Here is an 18,972-nt window from a genome sequence, read left to right as displayed (position 1 = left end):
TCTGGCAGAAGGCACGTTTTAAACATTTGTATTGGCACACGCAGGCAGAACCTGGCGCCGCATTGGCTGCCGGTTCATGCGGCATCTCCTTCTTCCTTCCTTGCAGACCGACAAGTGAAAGGGAGTCGAAATAATATTTCTAAGTTGGATAAGACGTTGGAAACTGCATCTAGTAATAGCGCCGCATTGCCGGCGTCGGGGAAGAAGAAAGGGCTGGTCGAGCGCGTCAAGGGGGTCAATCGGCTCTTTGCGTTAAGCGTTCTCGCCCCGACCATCATCGCGGTTGCTTACTTCGGGCTGATCGCGTCGGATGTGTACGTCTCGGAGTCCCGCTTCGTCGTACGTAGCGCGCAACGGCAAAGTCAAGCCAGTGTCGTGGGCGCATTACTGCAAGGGACAGGCTTTTCGCGCGCTCAAGACGACACCTATCCAGTCATCGACTACATTCAGTCACGCGACGCGCTCAAAGAGCTGAACGAGAATAACTATATTGCGAACACCTACGGCAATCATGGCGACTTCCTGAGCCATTTTTCCAGGAGCCTGGACGGTAGCTTTGAAGCGCTGTGGAAATACTACGGCAAGCACATCGTGTCCGTGGATTTTGACTCAGCGTCCGCTATCACTACGCTCCAGGTTCGCAGCTACACTGCAAACGACGCATCGAAAATCAATGAAACACTGCTGGAGATGAGCGAGCGATTGGTCAATCGCATGAATGATCGGGCGTCCGCCGATACGGTACAGTTTGCGCAACACCAGGTCGATGTGGCCGCAGCCAAAGCAAAAGATGCCGCGGCAGCGCTGGCAATCTATCGCGACTCGTACACGGTTTTCGATCCAGAAAAACAATCGGCATTGCAATTGCAGCAGGTCACGGCACTGCAAACACAGATGTTCTCGGCGCAGACGGAACTGATCCAGTTACAGTCCATCGCACCACAAAACCCACAGATTCCAGTGCTGAAGACCAGCATTGCGACGCTCGAAAAACAAATCGAAGCGGCCACTAGCGGTGTAACAGGTGGCAGGAATTCTTTATCGAATAAAGCTGCGGCGTACGCGCGCATCCAGTTGGACTCCCAGTTCGCCGACAAGCAACTGGCGTCGGCAATGGCCGCACTTGAAAGTGCCCAGGCCGAAGCACAACGTAAGCAGCTTTATCTGGAGAGACTTGTACAACCCAATACGCCCGACGTTGCAATTGAGCCAAAGCGTATCAAATCGATCTTTGAGGTCTTTGCACTGGGGATGATCGTCTGGGGCGTACTGAGTCTGCTGCTTGCGGGCGTGCGTGAGCATCACGACTAGGGATCGAAGCCGTGCGTCACGACACTCCATTCCTGAGATCCCTGCAAATTCAAATGCGTGTCATTGGCGCGCTGCTGATGCGGGAAATCCTGACACGCTACGGTAGGCACAACGTCGGCTTTCTCTGGGTATTCTTCGAGCCGATGATGTTCACGCTCGGTGTTCTCGGATTATGGTCTGCAATGAAAGCGACGCACGGTTCGTCGCTTCCCATCACGTCGTTTGCAATCACTGGCTATTCGTCGGTCCTTCTATGGCGCAACTGCGCCAACCGATGTGCGCTGGCGATCCTGCCCAATCAAGCATTGCTATATCACCGTAATGTCCGCGTGATTGATCTTTTCATGGCACGGGTCCTACTGGAAATCTCAGGGGCAACGATGTCGTTCGTGTTCCTGACCGCGTTCTTCATCACCATCGGTTTGATGCCGCCACCGCAGGACCTCACACTCGTAATTGGCGGCTGGATTCATCTGGCGGTATTCGGTAGCGCACTTGGTTTCGTGATCGGAGCATTGAGTGAGCGCAGTGAAACGATCGAACGCGTTTGGCACACGATCGCGTATCTGTTGTTTCCGCTATCGGGTGCCGTGTTTATGGTGAACTGGCTGCCCACCAAGTTTCAGAAAATCGTTCTGCTGCTGCCAATGGTGCACGGTACGGAGATGCTGCGCGGCGGCTACTTCGGATCGCTCGTCAAGGCCCATTACGACGTCACGTACATGATCTGGTTCGACATGACGCTGCTGCTCATTGGCCTTTTTCTAGTCCGCGATGCAGGCAAACGGGTTGAGCCAGAATGATCGATCTCAAGAATGTTTGCAAGGATTACCACACTCGGCAGGGTGTCCGCCGGGTGCTGGATAAAGTCAACTTGCGGATCGACTCCGGCGAGAAAATTGGCATTCTCGGGCGGAACGGCGCTGGCAAATCGACAATGATTCGCCTGATCAGCGGCGCCGAGTTGCCGACCGCTGGAAAAGTTCATCGAAGCATGAGCGTATCCTGGCCACTCGCCTTTGGGGGGGCATTCCAAGGCAGCCTGACGGGCATGGATAACCTGCGCTTTATCTGCCGGGTGTATGGCGCCGACTCGAAAGCCGCTGAACCGTTCGTTCAGGAGTTCTCCGAGTTGGGCTATTACCTTCGCGAACCGGTGAAAAGCTATTCCGCCGGTATGCGTGCACGGCTCGCGTTCGCTATTTCGATGGCGATCGAATTTGACTGCTTCCTGATCGACGAGATCGTCGCCGTCGGTGACAGTCGCTTCCACGCGAAGTGTCACCATGAGTTATTTGAGCGCCGCCGCGACCGCTCGCTCATCATCGTGAGCCACGATGCTGGTTACATTCGCGAGCACTGCGATCGTGCAGCCGTGCTCGTGCAGGGCAAACTGCACACGTTCGATCAAGTCGACGACGCCTACGCGTTCTATCAAGCCTGCTAGACCTGATAACGCCATGAGTGCCACACTTACGCCAGCCACGCTCGCATACCGGAAGGTCAAGGCTACGCTTTTGCAATGGGCAGCGATCTCGGGTCGCATGCGCTGCATCGGCGCTGCCCGCCAGGCGGTAGCAAACACGCGTCCGACGCGGCCGTTCGAGAAAGCAACAGCTCGCCGTCAATTGCTGGTGGATGTATCGATTGTCGCAGGGCATGATGCGGGCACCGGAATCCAGCAGACGGTCCGCGCGCTACTAAAAGAATTGCTTCTCGCGCCCCCTCCTGGCTTTGACGTGCGGCCGATTCGGGCGACTCGCAAATCGACCTACCAGTATGCATACGACTACGCCGCGTCATTCGGCGTCGATTTGGAGCACAGCTCTAAATCGACAGTCCAGGCAAGACACGGCGACATCTTTCTTGGTCTAGACCTGAACAGCCGGATCGCGCCGAGCCGGCAACGGGATTTCCTGACGTGGCAAGCGCAAGGCGTACGCTTTGCATTTATTGTTTACGACCTGTTGCCCGCGCTACATCCGGAATGGTTCACGCCGCGTGCACGTCAGTCGTTCCAGCGCTGGCTTCGCACGATATCTGTTCACTCCGACGCCTTGTTTTGCATCTCGCGCGCCGTCGCGGCAGATATGCGTGCGTGGCTGCACCAGAACGTCGGGATCGAAGAATCGACGTTACCGGCGAACTGGTTTCATCTGGGCACAAACACGATGCCCTCGCCGGTCGACGCGGCATACCTCGACGCCCCCTTGCAGAACAAGACCGAAAATTCACTGCGGCGCTGCGCCTTGATGGTTGGCACCATCGAACCTCGCAAGGGTCATGCACAAGTCCTGGATGCGTTCGAGCGTCTGTGGTTGCAAGGGCGCGACAACGCACTGATCATCGTCGGGCGAGAAGGCTGGCACGTCGACGCCCTTGTCGAGCGGTTGCGCCACCACCCGGAAGCCGGTCGACGTCTCATTTGGCTAAATAACGTGCAGGACAAATACCTCAATACGCTATACAGCGTGCTCGGGGGGTTGATCATGGCTTCCGAAGCCGAGGGCTTCGGTCTACCGCTAGTCGAAGCGGGCCACCACGGCATGCCGATCTTTGCGCGAGATCTGCCGGTGTTCAAGGAGGTCGCCGGACCTCATGCCCAGTACTTTTCGGGCAACACCGGGACAGAACTTGCACCGCAAATCGATGCGTGGCTCGATTTGCTCGAAACGGGTCGCGCGCCCCGAAGTCAGGACCTGCAGGCATTCACGTGGCAGGCCAGTTCTACACAACTCAAAACACTGCTGGCGGAGATCGCATGAGCCTCGTGCCCGTCGTGCTGGCTGCGCTTACCCAGGAATCGGCACCCTTCGTCGCCCGATTGTCGAAGCGTTGTGCCCCCCGTCATCCGTGCTGCAATCTGTCGAAAATACGAATGCTGAATTCCTATTTACAGGTGGGTACACCATGAGCATTACCTCCTATGCTCAGAATTTCGAAGACGTCATGCTTTGGCGGGCGCTCGGAGCGATCAAGAACGGTGTCTATATTGATGTAGGCGCCCAGCATCCAACCATCGACTCGGTCAGCAAGGTGTTCTACGAGCACGGCTGGCGCGGTGTGCACATTGAACCGACGTCTGCATATGCAGACTTGCTGAGACGCGACCGGCCTGACGAGATAGTTCTGCAGGTCGCCCTCAGCAACACGAGCGGTGCACTATCCCTCCATGTAATGCCGGAGACGGGACTGTCAACCGCAGATGACGTCATCGCGGAACAGCATCGCAAGCACGGCCTGACGATGCACACGATCACGGTACCGTGCATTACGCTAGCCGACGTATTCAAGCAGATCGGTGAGCACGACGTCCACTGGCTCAAGATTGACGTGGAAGGATTTGAGCGTCAGGTCGTCGAAGGATGGGCGCAGCATCCGGCGCGCCCCTGGATTGTCGTCATCGAAAGCACGTTACCGCTTACGACACTGGAATCCCATCGGGATTGGGAAGATCTGGTGCTCAGTTATGGATATGAGTCTGTCTACTTCGACGGCCTCAACCGCTACTATCTTTCCGTCCAGCATCCCGAACTGCGCGCAGCGTTTCGCGTTGCACCTAATTTGTTCGACGAATTCGAACTGAACGGCACAGCGAATGCCCCGTTCACGAGATTAATCGAGCGACGCCACCGCAGCGAATTGCAGCAGATACGTAGCTCCAACGAGGAGGCGAAACAGACCGCCTATCTCGAGTACAAACGAGCCAAACAAAGCACAGCAAGCCGCGAGGCATATCTGGTTCAGCAAGAAATCACACTGAACCAACAGCTCCGGTCCGCGCAAGCAACGATCGATGAAATCAAGGCAGAGCGCGATCAAACGCTTCTCGCGGTCCAGGAGGAATTCGAACGTACCGCACAAACATTTCAGACGCGCGAGCAATCAATCTTGCAGCGCGAGCAAGCGCTGAGCGAGCAACTTGATGACGTTAAGCGTTCGTTGCACACCCTCGAACAAGATCACGTCAAGCAAGGACACGAGCATGCGGAACGCGAGCGTGCACTGATAGCCGAGCGGACTCTGGCAATCGACGCACTCACTGCGCAACTGCTCGCAGCGCAGCAGGAGTTGCTCACGTTGAGCCAGGATCGCGTGGCGCGTGAGCGTGTTCTCAATCAGCATATTCAGCGGCTCGGTGACGAAACGGTCACGCTGATGCGTGCTGTCGTTCAACGCGAGCGTGAATTTTCACGTGACCATGCAGAAGCACTGAAGTTAGCCGAAGCAGCGAGCAACGAGCGGACGCTTCAGCACACCAATCAATTAGTCGCACAGCGCGACGACGCGGCACGTCGAGAGCAGTCGCTACAAGAAGAAATACGAGCGCTACATGAGCGTCTGACGCAAGCCCATGCGGTGCTCGCTGCGCGCGAGGCTGCTCACCTTGCGCAAACCCAAGAGGGGCTCGCGCACGCGCAGCAGCTAGCCGAGCACGAATATCAATTGCAAATAGCCTTGCAGGAACAACGCACGGCACACGTGGCGACCGAACATCAACTTGCCGAGACCCGTCGTCGGGTCGAACTCGAACAAGCCGCGCAGGATGCACTTCGAGTCGACTTCGCCGCGCAGGTCGCCTATGCGGCAGCGGTTGAGGGGGAAATCGCATGGATGCGCCAAACGCTAACATGGCGTCTGACCACCCCGCTGCGCCGGTTACGCGGCGCAGTGCCGAAAGCTGCCCGCATTGCGTCACCCTCCCCCGTTACTCAACCGGCTCGCACCGAGGCAGCCCTCGACGTCGCGATTGAAGCCGTCACGCCCTCCACCGTCGCACCACCTTCGACACCGGATGCGCTCCCCACTGCCCCTCTTATCTTCGGCCACATCGGTTTGGAACACGCAATGACTACGATTAAGCACGTTGACGATCTTCTAGACCTCCACGACGTCGCATTCATCGAGGCAACTTACCGAGTGCTGTTGATGCGTGAACCAGACGTGGAAGGCATGCGCTACTACCTTCGTCGGCTACGTTCCGGGCATGGCAAAGCCAAGGCTCTTGCGCAGATCGCAGCGTCGGCCGAAGCGCGCTCGCGCCAAAGAGAGCTGCCGGGGCTACGCGACCTGATCGACCGGCAGCGCCGCGTCGAGCACTGGTTCTGGGGCTTTTTCTCACGCGGACAGCGCATTGAACAACAACTGAACCGCCTCGAAAACGAGCTCGGTCGCTTCTCGCGCTACCCCACACACATCAAGCCACAACCCGATGTTGAAGAGGACCGCGAAACCGATGCAGAAAGCCAGGCGCAGGGGCTTCCCGACCTATCTGGCCTCAGCCTCTCGGCCAAACGGATCTATGCGGATCTGAGCCGAGCAACCACCAACCTCACGAAGAAAGAGGCACTCTGATGCGTATCGTTATCGACATGCAAGGCGCTCAGACCGGTAGTCGTTTTCGCGGTATTGGGCGTTATACGCTCGCGCTCGCCAAAGCTATCGTCCGCAATCGCGATAGACATGACGTCATTCTGGTACTGAACGGGCTGTTCCCTGACACCATCGCCGCGATTAGCCGTGAATTCGACGATCTACTACCGGCCGGGCATATCCGGGTCTGGTCCGCTCCCGGACCGGTCCGGGAGGAGCAATCCGCCAACGCATTGCGCCGTGAAATGGCCGAGAAAATCCGCGAAGCTTTTCTCGCTGATCTTCAACCTGACGTCGTCCTGATCACCAGTCTCTTTGAGGGTCTCGGTGATGACGCGGTGGGCAGCGTCGGCGCGTTGAACGACACCATTCCGACCGCGGTAGTCCTGTACGATCTGATCCCGCTGATCAGTCCCGACGAACACTTTCGTACGAGCCCCCTGCATCAGGACTGGTATCACCGGAAGATCGCCTCGCTCAGGCGCAGCAAGAAGCTGCTCGCTATTTCCGAGAGTGCGAGAGGAGAAGCCCTCGAGATGCTCGATGTCGGCGAGCGCGATGTCGTCAACATCTTCGGCGCATGCGACGATTTCTTTCGCAAACTCGACCTGTCGGATACCGATCGGCGAAAGACGTGGGCGAAGCTAGGTATCGACAAACCGTTCGTGATGTATACGGGCGGTGCTGACGCGACGAAGAACCTGCACCGGCTCGTGAGTGCCTACGCGCAATTACCGAGGAAGGTACGAGAGAATCATCAGATAGTGTTCGCCGGGAAAATGCCGGAGGGCCATGTGCGCGACCTGCAGAGCACCGCGCGCAAGAACGGACTGTCCGACCGCGATATGGTCTTCACCGGCTATCTGCACGATGATGACCTGCTGAAGCTCTACAACACTTGCTCGCTGTTCGTGTTCCCGTCGCTGCACGAGGGATTCGGGCTTCCGCCGCTTGAAGCCATGGCATGCGGTGCTGCCGTCATTGGCGCCAATGTTACGAGCCTGCCGGAAGTGATCGGACTCAAAGAGGCTCTGTTCGATCCCTACTCGGTAACAGAGATCAGCGCGAAACTCAAGCAGGCGCTTACCGACGCGAAATTCCGGGCACGCTTGCTCGAACACGGTCGAACACATTTCAAGACATTCTCGTGGGATGAAACCGCTCGACGCGCACTCAGCGCATTGCAGGACTTCGAACGCGCGAACAAGTCACCGATCTCACCACGCGTCAACGTCGAACGAACCGCACTCTTCGAAACGCGGCCCCAACGGATTCTGGCGCTGAAGCTCGATCACATGGGTGACTTCATTCTCGCGATTCCCGCACTCGCAAAGCTCAAGGCGAGGTATCCGCACGCGACGCTAGACATCGTCACCGGAAGCTGGAATCTGCCAATTGCGAAGCAGCTCGGCCTGTTCGATCAGATCTATACCTACGACTATTTCAAGCGAAAATCGTCGGAACCGCCGTCGATCACGTCGGAGAAATTCGACACGTTGCTCCAGAGCTTGCCGAAATACGACATTGCGGTCGATCTCCGCCGGCAGGCTGACACGCGATTTGTGCTCGCGAGGATTCGAGCCAACACCAAGGTCGGCTATGAAACGCTCGATCCGGAGATCGACAGTCGGCTCGACGTCGTGATTCGCACCTATCCGGACATCCCGTTCCGGATAACGCCACTCAACCGGACGTCAATCTCACGGCAGATGCTGAAGGTCGTGGACGCGATTCCTGAGTCGCCTAACGACTACCTGCGGCTCCCGGCCCTGTGCGCAAAGCGCGACGCCGTTCCGGGTACGGTCGCGGTGTTTCCGAAGGCTGGTAGTGAGTCTCGCGAATGGGCCGTGCCGAACTACGTCGCGCTAGTCAAGCGGCTGGCCGACAACTCCGATGTCAAACAGATCCAGCTCTACTTTGCGAACAGTACCGAGGCCGCCGAATTCGCGTTTGAGAAAAACGAAAAACTCGACATCAAGATCGGTCTCGACTTCTCAGCCCTGGTCCAATCACTATCAGGCAATACTGTTTGCATCGCGAACAACTCGGGGGGAGCACACCTTGCGTCCTACCTTGGACTGACGGTGATCGGAATTTATTCCGGCCACGAACTAACATCCGAATGGGCACCTCAGTTCAACGACAGCTATGTGATCCATCGCGAGGCTCAATGCGCACCATGCCACGGTGCAAGGCGGGAGGATTGTCCGCACGAGCTGTTCTGCTTGACAAGCATCTCGGTCGATGACGTCTACGGACAGACCGTCGAGGCACTCGACGGTCGCCGTGCGACGACGAATGACCTGACTCAGCGTAACAAACGCTCGACCCTTGCGGTACGCAGAAGCACGGATTCAATTGTGCGGGAATTGACCGACGCACTGGCACCGCTTATCGCCAAAGCGAGCGACGTCGACCTGGTCGCACTCTCCGTCACCATCGCTAACAATCATCCTGGGTATACACCTGCGCCCAGCGCTACCTGCATCTCTCCAGGCAAGCTGCTCAACCATCGGTCAATGCTAATCGACTGGAGCGGCTTCAGCGGCGTCGAGCCGCAATTTCGCTGGACTGATGGCAATAACGCCTCGATGTCGTTCGAGTGTCCCGAAACCATCGCGCCTGCGGGCACTGTGATCGTCATCGTCGATACGCTCGGCCCGCAGCGAGTCATTGCCCACATCAATGGCTTGCCGGCTTTCGACGAGATCAAGGAAGGTAGTCACGTCGAACTGAAGTTGCGCGCCGACACGCTTCGCGTCGGCACCAACACCGTGACGTTTTCGTTGCCCGACGCGAAGGCGCCGGGCAATGGCGATCGGCGCGAGCTGGCGCTTGCGGTGCGAGGCTTCTGTCTCGACATTGCCACGGCAGATACAGCCGTGGCGTAACACCGACATCCGCCTCCTTCCCGAACGGGCATCAAGAAAAAACGCTGTGCACGCTACTCGACAGAGAATAAAACGGACCAATCGCCATGAAAAAAGCAATCGTAACTGGGATCACCGGGCAGGATGGGGCCTATCTAGCGGAGTTCTTGCTGTCTAAGGGCTACCAGATCTTCGGCACTTACCGCCGCACCAGCTCGGTCAATTTCTGGCGACTTGAGGAATTGGGCATCGCCGCGCACCCGAACCTGCATCTCGTTGAATACGACCTAACAGATCTCGGTGCCTCGATTCGCTTGCTGCAGTCGACCGAAGCCACTGAGGTCTACAACCTGGCTGCGCAAAGCTTCGTCGGTGTATCGTTCGAGCAACCGACCACCACCGCGCAAATCACGGGTGTCGGCCCGCTCAACCTGCTGGAAGCAATCCGCATCGTCAATCCGGCGGTTCGCTTCTATCAGGCGAGCACATCCGAAATGTTCGGTAAGGTGCAGGCAGTTCCGCAAATTGAATCGACGCCTTTCTATCCCCGCAGTCCGTATGGGGTCGCGAAACTCTACGCCCACTGGATCACGATCAACTATCGCGAGAGCTACGATATCTTTGGTTGCAGCGGTATCCTGTTCAACCACGAATCGCCGTTGCGCGGCCGTGAGTTCGTCACACGCAAGATCACGGACGCGATCGCGAAGATCAAACTCGGCAAACTAGATGTGCTCGAACTAGGCAACCTGGATGCAAAGCGGGACTGGGGTTACGCCAAAGAGTACGTGCAGGGCATGTGGAAAATGCTGCAAGCAGAAACGCCGGATACCTACGTGTTGGCCACCCATCGCGCGGAGACCGTACGCGATTTCGTCAGTCTGGCCGGAAAAGCGGTCGGATTCGATCTGCAATGGCAAGGTCGCAACGAACACGAAGTCGGTATCGATCGCGAGACGGGACGCACACTCGTCCGCGTGAACGCCAGGTTCTATCGCCCCGCCGAGGTCGACCTGCTGATCGGCAACCCGGAGAAAGCGCGTGCCGTGCTCGACTGGGAACCGAAAACGACACTCGAGCAGCTTTGTCAGATGATGGTAGACGCAGATCTCCGCAGAAACGAAGCCGGTTTTTCCTTCTAGACGGATACGCATCGTGAAGGCACTTCAAGCCTACCCTGGCCGGGTGATATTCGATCATCTACAGAAAACCGCAGGGCAAGCCGTCAACGCATGGCTTGCGAATGCCTTAGGCCCGGGCTGCGTCACTCCAAACCTGATCGGCGAACATCGCGACCTGATCCGTCGCCTGGGTGGCCCGTACTCGATCATCTCGGCACACGTCGTTTTCCAGAACGGCGATACGCTCGATACACGCTATCAGTACGTCACAGTGCTACGCGAGCCGATCGATCGCGCGTTATCGTGGATCTTCTTCCTGCTGAAAAATGTCGATCCAGACCGCAACACGACGACACTGATCGACGGGGCCAAACGGTTCGTCGCATCCGACGGAGAGGACACAACGTCTGAATTTCTCGACTCGATCCGCTCTCCTTATGTCGAACATTTCTGCCGGATCGGCGGGCACGCCGAGAATAGCGATAGCGAAAAGCTGGCTGCCGCAAATGCCGCGCTCAACGACTACGATGTCGTTGGACTGTATGAACAGATGCCCGCCTTCGTCGCCGATTTCGGTGCGCTGCTCGGTATAGCGCCGCCGGAACGGCTACCTCACGTCAATGTGACCCGCAGCCGGCCCAAGGTCCACCAGATCAGCGACGTGTTGCGCAGCCGTCTCGAACAATTGAACCGGCTCGATATCCAGTTCTATGCGGACGTCTCTGCCCGCATCGCGAACCGAGCCCGCGTCGCAAGTGCACCGGCATCCACGATCGCATGGGCACGCTACGATGCTGTCGAACAGAGAGCCATCACTACACCTGATATTTGCGTCGCCTCCGCGGCTCTGCGCGAAGGTGAACAGATCGATCACGGGTCGTTGATCACGTTCGATCTTGAGATCCTTCTGACCCGGGATATCGTCGAACTCGAAATGGGTATCCATATTTTCGACGCTGATCAGCGCTGGGCATTCGGCATTAACAGCACGCTGCTCGGGCAGCCATTCAAACACGTCACGCCTGGCTCCTACAGGGTCAGTCATCATCTGGTCGCCGATCTCCCGAGTGGACGGTATACCGCCGGTTTTGCCTTTGCAGAACGCCTCGCCGGCCGCGAGCACGAGTTGTTCTGGCAACACAGCATGTGTGCTTTCGAAGTACGCCGCCACCCGACCGTCGCCCACGCTGGCTACGCATATCTGCCGGCGGAGTTGTCGATTCAACGCACCGGTCTCGCATTCGAGCGTGCCGTAATCACACAGCACACTGGCTCACTACAGGCATCGGTCGTATCGTTGCAGTTGACATGCGGGGAGGTTTTGTCACTGCCGGTGACGGTTACCAACCTCAGTGGACAAAGCTGGCTCGGTGATGTGTTCCGTCCTGTCAAACTCTCTTACCACTGGTTGAATGCACAAGGCGACGTCCACTTATACGAAGGCTTGCGAAGCTCGCCCCCCGTGGACGGATTCGCCGCATCGTCCGACGTTCCAGCGATCATCCAGGTGGTTGCGCCGGAAGCACCAGGACACTATCGTTTGATTCTGACTCTAGTCCAGGAACAGGTATGCTGGTTCGAGGAAAACGGCTTTGAAGCGTCGACGATCGACGTATCAGTGTCGTTACCGTCATGACTGGACGAAGCGGCCCGCTCCCCTCGATGCCAGAGAACACGCAATGAAGGTGGTGCTCGCCGTCGACGCGATTAGACCTCCGCTCACTGGCATCGGCAGGTACACGTGGGAATTGGCCACTCATTTCCATCGCAGCACAGAACTGGACAATCTGCGATTGCTGTTCGGTAGCCGTTGGATCGACGATCCAGCTAGCCTCCTGCTGCCGCAACCGCGACAGCGCAAGCCTCGTTGGTTGTTCGATCCAGGCTGGTTACGGCGACGGCGCGTGCGTAGCGGGTTACGCGGACACCTGTTTCACTCGCCGAACTACTTTCTGCCGCCCGAGGTGGACGAAGGTATCGTGACAGTCCACGATCTATCAGTCTTCAAGTACCCCGAGACACATCCAGACGAGCGCTTGCGTTATTTCGACACGCACTTCGCGTCGACGTTGCGCCGCGCGCGTCACTTGATCACCGATTCATTCGCGACGCGCGACGAGGTAGTCGATTATTTCGACTGGCCCGGCACCGGCATCAGTGTTGTGGGCCTCGGCGTGAGTCCCGAATTCCATCCACGTTCCCACGCCGATCTGCTCGCGCCGCTACGCACATACGGCCTGACTCCGGATCGGTATGCGCTGTGCGTATCGACGCTGGAGCCACGCAAGCGAATCGATCGCTTGCTAGCTGCCTACCGCGATCTCCCGGCCGCTACAAAGAAACAGTATCCACTCGTGCTGGCAGGTAGCCATGGCTGGTTGAATCAGAATCTGCTGACTACGATTGAGCACGGCGTTCAAGAGGGCTGGTTGCACCATCTTGGATTCGTGCCCGATACGTTGTTGCCAGCGCTCTACGCCGGCGCACACGCGTTCCTGTTTCCATCGGTCTATGAGGGTTACGGTCTGCCACTACTGGAGGCACTGGCAAGCGGTATCCCGTCGCTCACATCCAACCGCTCGTCGCTACCGGAAGTTGCAGAAGGCGCAGCATGGCTAATCGAACCGGATGATCACGAGCTGCTAAAAACTGGCATTGCGCAGGTGCTGTATGACGATGCGTGGCGCGAACAGGCGCGAACACGCGGGCTCGCAGTTGCCGCGAAACGCAGTTGGGCCGACTGCGCCGCTCGAACGCTCGACGTCTATCGTCAAATGAGTGCGTTGTCATGTACGTCCATCGTTACCGTCACCTCATAGACCAAGCTACAATATTCGAGGCGAATCAAAGACTCGAGAAACTACGAGGCCATGAGTGAATCCCCGCGTAACCGCTCAACGGAATTCTCGCAGACCGCTGTCGTATGTTGAGGCTGCCCAGATAAAAGTTGGCCGCAAAAGTACCCTCTTTTGCATAGAGGGTGAATCGACCTCTTAAAATGGCATTCGAACTAAATGGACATCTCTAGACGTCGCATCAAGCTGGTGAAATCGAGTAGATTGCAGGGCGAACCCACTCGACTGTTCGACCAACGCACAGCCGAGGGTTTCTGGGATCGGTTCGTCCGCCCTGGCGTCGTAATCGACGTGGGCTACAAGGGGGCTGCTGATTCCACGCCAATTTTCGAGGAAGCGCGTGGGCTTGACATAGACACACCGGGATACGATGGTCGAAATCTTCCCTACGAAAACGGTTCGCTGGGCACGATCCACGCGTCGCATCTGCTGGAACACATAGCCGACTATGGCTATTTTCTTCGCGAATGCATGAGGGCTCTGGAATATGACGGCACACTCATCTTGTTCGTTCCGCTGATGGACGCCTACGAGCGTCGGGACACTCCGCCGTCATCGTTCAACGGAGATCATCGACGCTTCTATACGGCGAGCCGTCTGCTCTACGAAATCGAATCCTCCATTCCGCGCAGTACTTATCGGATCATCCACCTACGCGAAAGATTTCGCCCTGCCGATCTCTGCCTGCCGCTGGAGCAGCACGCGGAGGGACCCTACGAGATTGAATGCGTGATCGAAAAAATCAGGCCCGACGGCGTTTACTAACACAATCCAGCTAATGTCACAGAGCTCGCGCGACGGTCATGGGACCTCGCGCATCGCTCCGCTCTCCACATCATCCGACTGCGCCGAAGCCCAGGCACTTCGATGACCGTTAGGCGCGGACAAGTTCTTCGAGCGTGATCGGCGCAGTACCAACCTTACCCACCACAACACCTGCGGCACGATTGGCAAGGTGTGCTGCGTCCTCGAGCGGACAACCATTCGCCAGCGCTACCGCGAGCGTAGCAATCACCGTGTCGCCTGCCCCCGACACGTCGTACACCTCGCGCGCCTGTGCATTGATCCTGACGTGACGACCATCGAAGAAGAGACTCATCCCTTCTTCGGAACGGGTCACGAGCAATGCATGCAGATCGAGATTCGCACACAACGCAAGCGCCTTCCGCTCAAATTCAGCCTCGGAAAACCACGCTCCCGCCACCTGCGCGAATTCGTCTCGATTGGGCGTCAGCAACGTCGCCCCTCGATAGGCAGAATAATCCGAGCCCTTGGGATCAATGAGTACAATCTTGTCGCGCTCTCGCGCAATGCGCATCATGCCGTGCAGATGAGAAAGTCCGCCCTTACCGTAATCCGAAAACACCACAGCCTGATGCGCATCAATCTGCTTGGCGAACAAATCAACAATTGGCAATAACAGTTCGTGATCAGGTTTCTGTTCGAAATCAGCACGCACCACCTGCTGACCGCGTGCCAGCACACGGAGTTTCACCGTAGTCTGGAAGTTCGCGTCGCGCAGAAATTCGCACCGCACCCGAGTCGCCTGCAGGACATCGAGCAGATCCTGTCCCGCCACATCGGTACCGATCACGGAAATGAGGCTACTCGTTGCACCCAGATTCGCAATATTAACTGCGACATTCGCCGCACCGCCTGCAGTGCTGTGCTCTTTCGATACATGCACTACTGGCACAGGAGCTTCGGGAGAAATACGCGTGGTATCACCAAACCAGTAGCGATCCAGCATCACATCGCCGGCAACGAGGACAGCGGCAGACGAGAAATTCAGGCTCATATTCTTGCTCGTAATACGTTCAGGACTTATCAACCAAGGGCGGCTTGCCGCTACATCACGGTAGTGCCGCGAAAGCCGTCGCCAGATGATAAGGAGTCGTCGAAGGCAGTTCCGCCCTCACAACGGCGCCTTGCGGCGACAGACACTCATGCCAGCCTTGTGGGTGCAGGAAACGGTTGCGAAAGCGCACGATCTCACGTCGCAACAGCGCATCGTCGACAGAATCGTGGGTAGCAAGGGCGCGCAAATACTCGGTCTGTGCCCAGATGCGTTGGGTTGCATCAAGCATTTCTCCCTGCGCATCGACGGCAGCGCAAACACCACCGGTCTCAGGGTCAACACCGTATCGGCGCGCAAACTCGAATGCCTCAGTGAGCGACGCATGAAGCCCGGTCGTGACAAACGCTGGATGCGCGCTGCCGAACACCAGGAAATACCATTCAAACTGATGTCCCGGCTCGAGCCGATTACCAAGGCTGCCTATCGGCAATTCAGCAATGCAGTTGGTCGTCGGATCGATAAAGGTTTGTGCAATCGCTCCCGCAAGTGTCAGAAGGCGTTCATCGAACACGTGGGACCCGGTTGCTGCGCCGGCCGCAAGCCACGCCTCTGTCAGATGCATCAGTGGATTCTGCAACGGCGCATCAACCACTACCGAGAAGTCCTCGGACATCGTTGCATTAAGCAGGCCCGGTGTGTGCTCACCTACAGCGAAGCGCGTTTCAACAAGTTCCGCAGTTTGCTCCAGTACTGCCAGGGCCTCATGCGACCCTGACTGACGCGCATATTCTGCCGTAGCGAAGATCACGAATGCGTGCGTGTATAGATCCTTCCTGCACTCCTTCGGTTTGCCGTCTGCATCAACGCTATAAAACCAGCCACCGTGCTGTTGATCTTCGAAATAGCGCCGCAACGAATCAAACAACCGCGTTGCATGTTTCAGATCGCCGGCCTGCGAAAACACAAAAAGCTGCCTTGCGCATGCCATCGCCCTATAGCGGGTAGGCGGTAACGGACTGTGATCACTAGAGGAGACAGCTTCAAATGGCAGGTGCAGTTCCGGGTTAAAGCCTGGTCCGCGCCAGATCGGCAAAATCAACTCAGTATAGTGAGCCCTAAGAAATGCACCCACGTCGCGCAACGCGGCGCCCGACACCAGATCCAGGTCTTGCATTCGACGTAATCAGTTTGAGTGATGAAAACACCGGAGACTAGATACTCATCTCACCACGATGAGACGGAGAGTCATTAATAGACCCTCTACCTAAACGTCTGAACCCCCGTAATCACCGGATACGCCACCGAGAACACCACATTCAAGAACTTCTGAACCTCGGCGATCGGCGCATTCGACACATACAGCAGATCCTTGTTATCCATCATGAAGCTCTGCGCAACAAAGAACGAATTCGGGTCCCGCAAATTCACGCGATAAACGACCGGCACCTTACCGTCAGCAGTAGTGCGTACCGGAGACGTAGGCCAGGCCAAAGCCTTAGCATCCTCAAGCCGGAAAATAAAAACCCCCTGCGCATCCGACCGGGAATCCTGCAACCCTCCAGCGCGAGCCAACGCCTGAGCCAGCGTAATCCCCTGCGCCTCGAAGTTGATTTCCTCGTTCTTGCCAGTCGCCCCAAGCGACGTAAAGCTATACGGCTGAAACAGCGCCGTCACGACATCCCCGGCATGCAGCGGCACATTCTGGCGCGGATCGCGAATCACCGTTTCCAGCGGCAAGGAAGCCACCGTGTCGCCACGCGTCACCTGAAGCGTAATCTTGTCGACCGGTTGTTTAACACCGCCCGCAAAAGCCAGCGCATCGAGCAGACGCTCGCCACGCGCGCTAAGCGGCATCCGGTTGCTGCTAGCCACATCACCCACAACGGTCACGTATGAAGTCGCATTGCGCGACAGCTTCACCAGCACCTGCGGATCGTGAGCAATATTCTTCAGGCGCGCCGTGATATCGCGCTGCAATTGCGCCGGCGTGCGCCCCACCGCCTGCAATTCACCGGCAAACGGCACGTTGATCTTGCCGCTACCGTCGATCGTCTGTTCCGGCAGCACCGTCACGCGCGCATTGGTCGTACCGCCCTTCGTATCCATTTGCGCGGCGCCAAACAGCGTGGCGGGCGGCGCTTCCCAGATCGATACTTCGATCGTGTCCCCCACACCGAGCTGCTGCTGGAATAACGTATTGCTGCCCAAGGTCGCAGAAAAATCACCGACGCTGCGCTCCGCAAAGAGTTTGCGCGCGACGTCGTCGGTCACATCCACGATCTGGATGCCCGAAGGATTAGCTGGAGCCGCAGCATTGTTAATCTGCGAACTACTCGGCCCCGAAGTAGGAATGCTTGAGCAGGCGCCAAGCAAAACCGCGCCGAAGACGGCTACGGTGAAAATTACACGACGAGACATTTATTGCACAGGTTGGTCAATTTAGTTTGGTGCGAATTGTCTCATGCGGCCTGGATAAATGACACGGCAAAATAAAAAAACCACACGCAAGATTCAAAAAACGACACTGGCAAGCCGGGTTGTAAAGCTGCCGCGCCGACTTCGCCGCTATAACCGGTGAAACATATCAACGCAGGCAAACGTCAAACGTGCGTAACAATTGGCACATGCAATTTGGCACATGCGACCGGCAAGCCCCTTGTTAAACGCGACAGTATGTGCGCTACAACCTGGTGCAATCCGCCGGCATTCCAATCGCGAGAAGTATCTGCAACAGCGCATTCTCGGGAGACAGTTTGTCGGTATTCAAACGCAACTCCGGCGCAACCGGCGGCTCATAAGGCGAATCGACACCGGTGAACTTCTTCAGCTCGCCCTCTCGCGCCCTCTTATAGAGCCCTTTGACATCGCGCGCCTCGACCACCTCTAGCGGGGCGTCGACATGCACCTCGATAAACTGCCCGTTCGCGAACAACGCTCGTGCCGCGTCCCGGTCCGCCCGAAACGGCGAGATGAGGGAAGCAATGACGGTCACGCCCGCATCGACCATCAGTCGCGCGACTTCAGCGGCCCGCCGGATGCTTTCGTGGCGGCCGGCGTCGGAGAAATCCAGATCGTTGTTCAGCCCACGGCGCAGATCGTCGCCATCCAGGATGAACGTATGAAGCCCGCCGGCACGAAGATCCTTGTCGAGCAGGCGTGCCAAAGTCGACTTGCCCGCCCCGGACATACCGGTCAACCAGACGACCAGCGGACGCTGGCGCTTCATTAATGCTGGCGGCACCCCGGCAGCCAGAACGGCATTGGGGTCTGCGGGGCAGGTGTAGCGTGTATCCATCACGTGCAGACAGTTGTATTAGTTAGTATCCGCAGCGCGCATTGTTAAATTTTCATCGCTCAATCCTATACCGACAAAATCTCGGGATAACCCCGACATAATCTTCGTAGAGGGTTTCAGTTGAAGCGATAGCAGCGCTGCGTCGGCAATTTCCGTTTGTCCGACCAACCCTGAACTTCTCCCGCATCGACACCCGTCCACGGAATAGCGAACTAACCAGGGTCTTACCGAAACATTACAAAATGCCGGCGCGAATTCTCTCATGTACTCGGGTAGAATGGCGCGCTGTAAGAAAATAACCACTTGTGGAAGACCAAAACATCTGCACCGCGGCCTGTAAAAGAACGCA

Annotated in this window: 14 protein-coding genes; 10 read left to right on the top strand and 4 right to left on the bottom strand. The window is 57.3% G+C overall.

Annotated features, from left to right (window positions below; all coding sequences use genetic code 11):
* The first annotated feature begins 156 nt into the window (after nucleotides 1–156).
* The 10 genes from BWP39_RS19650 to BWP39_RS19605 all read left to right on the top strand — a co-directional run bounded on the left by BWP39_RS19650 (nucleotide 157) and on the right by BWP39_RS19605 (nucleotide 14,295).
* The gene (locus tag BWP39_RS19650; protein WP_170043881.1) at nucleotides 157–1,311 is read left to right on the top strand and encodes a hypothetical protein; all 1,155 of its coding nucleotides are present in this window, start codon (nucleotides 157–159) and stop codon (nucleotides 1,309–1,311) included.
* 53 nt (nucleotides 1,312–1,364) lie between these two features.
* Nucleotides 1,365–2,114, top strand: coding sequence for an ABC transporter permease (locus BWP39_RS19645; protein ID WP_207557216.1), 750 nt, complete (start codon nucleotides 1,365–1,367; stop codon nucleotides 2,112–2,114).
* On the top strand, nucleotides 2,111–2,758 hold the full coding sequence (locus BWP39_RS19640) for an ABC transporter ATP-binding protein (RefSeq protein WP_096723224.1): 648 nt from the start codon (nucleotides 2,111–2,113) through the stop codon (nucleotides 2,756–2,758). Before BWP39_RS19645 ends, BWP39_RS19640 begins: the two co-directional genes overlap by 4 nt.
* 70 nt (nucleotides 2,759–2,828) lie before the next feature.
* Nucleotides 2,829–4,076, top strand: a complete 1,248-nt coding sequence (locus tag BWP39_RS19635; RefSeq protein ID WP_207556973.1) for a glycosyltransferase family 4 protein — start codon at nucleotides 2,829–2,831, stop codon at nucleotides 4,074–4,076.
* 145 nt (nucleotides 4,077–4,221) lie between these two features.
* Nucleotides 4,222–6,666, top strand: coding sequence for an FkbM family methyltransferase (locus tag BWP39_RS19630; RefSeq protein WP_096723220.1), 2,445 nt, complete (start codon nucleotides 4,222–4,224; stop codon nucleotides 6,664–6,666).
* Nucleotides 6,666–9,575, top strand: coding sequence for a glycosyltransferase (locus tag BWP39_RS19625; protein ID WP_096723218.1), 2,910 nt, complete (start codon nucleotides 6,666–6,668; stop codon nucleotides 9,573–9,575). Before BWP39_RS19630 ends, BWP39_RS19625 begins: the two co-directional genes overlap by 1 nt.
* 86 nt (nucleotides 9,576–9,661) lie before the next feature.
* Nucleotides 9,662–10,696 carry a GDP-mannose 4,6-dehydratase gene (gmd, locus tag BWP39_RS19620; protein WP_096723216.1) on the top strand — a complete coding sequence of 345 codons (1,035 nt, stop codon included), beginning with the start codon at nucleotides 9,662–9,664 and terminating at the stop codon, nucleotides 10,694–10,696.
* Nucleotides 10,697–10,946: 250 nt separating this feature from the next.
* Nucleotides 10,947–12,311, top strand: a complete 1,365-nt coding sequence (locus BWP39_RS19615; RefSeq protein ID WP_133116899.1) for a Wzt carbohydrate-binding domain-containing protein — start codon at nucleotides 10,947–10,949, stop codon at nucleotides 12,309–12,311.
* Nucleotides 12,312–12,354: 43 nt separating this feature from the next.
* Complete coding sequence (locus tag BWP39_RS19610) at nucleotides 12,355–13,494, top strand: glycosyltransferase family 4 protein (protein WP_096723212.1); 1,140 nt, start codon at nucleotides 12,355–12,357, stop codon at nucleotides 13,492–13,494.
* A gap of 195 nt (nucleotides 13,495–13,689) precedes the next feature.
* Nucleotides 13,690–14,295: a methyltransferase domain-containing protein gene (locus BWP39_RS19605; RefSeq protein ID WP_096723210.1), complete on the top strand. Its 606-nt coding sequence runs from the start codon at nucleotides 13,690–13,692 to the stop codon at nucleotides 14,293–14,295.
* A gap of 109 nt (nucleotides 14,296–14,404) precedes the next feature.
* On the opposite strand, the gene rfaE1 is transcribed toward BWP39_RS19605, so the two are convergent.
* The 4 genes from rfaE1 to cysC all read right to left on the bottom strand — a co-directional run bounded on the left by rfaE1 (nucleotide 14,405) and on the right by cysC (nucleotide 18,623).
* On the bottom strand, nucleotides 14,405–15,328 hold the full coding sequence (gene rfaE1, locus BWP39_RS19600; protein ID WP_096723208.1) for a D-glycero-beta-D-manno-heptose-7-phosphate kinase: 924 nt from the start codon (nucleotides 15,326–15,328) through the stop codon (nucleotides 14,405–14,407).
* Between the two features lie 55 nt (nucleotides 15,329–15,383).
* Complete coding sequence (locus BWP39_RS19595; protein WP_170043923.1) at nucleotides 15,384–16,487, bottom strand: AGE family epimerase/isomerase; 1,104 nt, start codon at nucleotides 16,485–16,487, stop codon at nucleotides 15,384–15,386.
* 101 nt (nucleotides 16,488–16,588) lie between these two features.
* Nucleotides 16,589–17,746: a polysaccharide biosynthesis/export family protein gene (locus BWP39_RS19590; RefSeq protein ID WP_096723204.1), complete on the bottom strand. Its 1,158-nt coding sequence runs from the start codon at nucleotides 17,744–17,746 to the stop codon at nucleotides 16,589–16,591.
* Between the two features lie 262 nt (nucleotides 17,747–18,008).
* Nucleotides 18,009–18,623 (bottom strand): adenylyl-sulfate kinase, encoded by a 615-nt coding sequence (gene cysC, locus BWP39_RS19585; RefSeq protein ID WP_096723202.1) that lies wholly within the window; start codon nucleotides 18,621–18,623, stop codon nucleotides 18,009–18,011.
* Between the last annotated feature and the right edge of the window lie 349 nt (nucleotides 18,624–18,972).

The organism is Paraburkholderia acidicola (genome assembly GCF_002362315.1).
GTDB classification, from domain to species: Bacteria; Pseudomonadota; Gammaproteobacteria; order Burkholderiales; family Burkholderiaceae; genus Paraburkholderia; species Paraburkholderia acidicola.
Note: the sequence above shows the minus strand (reverse complement) of the source record. Positions and strands in the feature narration are given on the sequence as shown.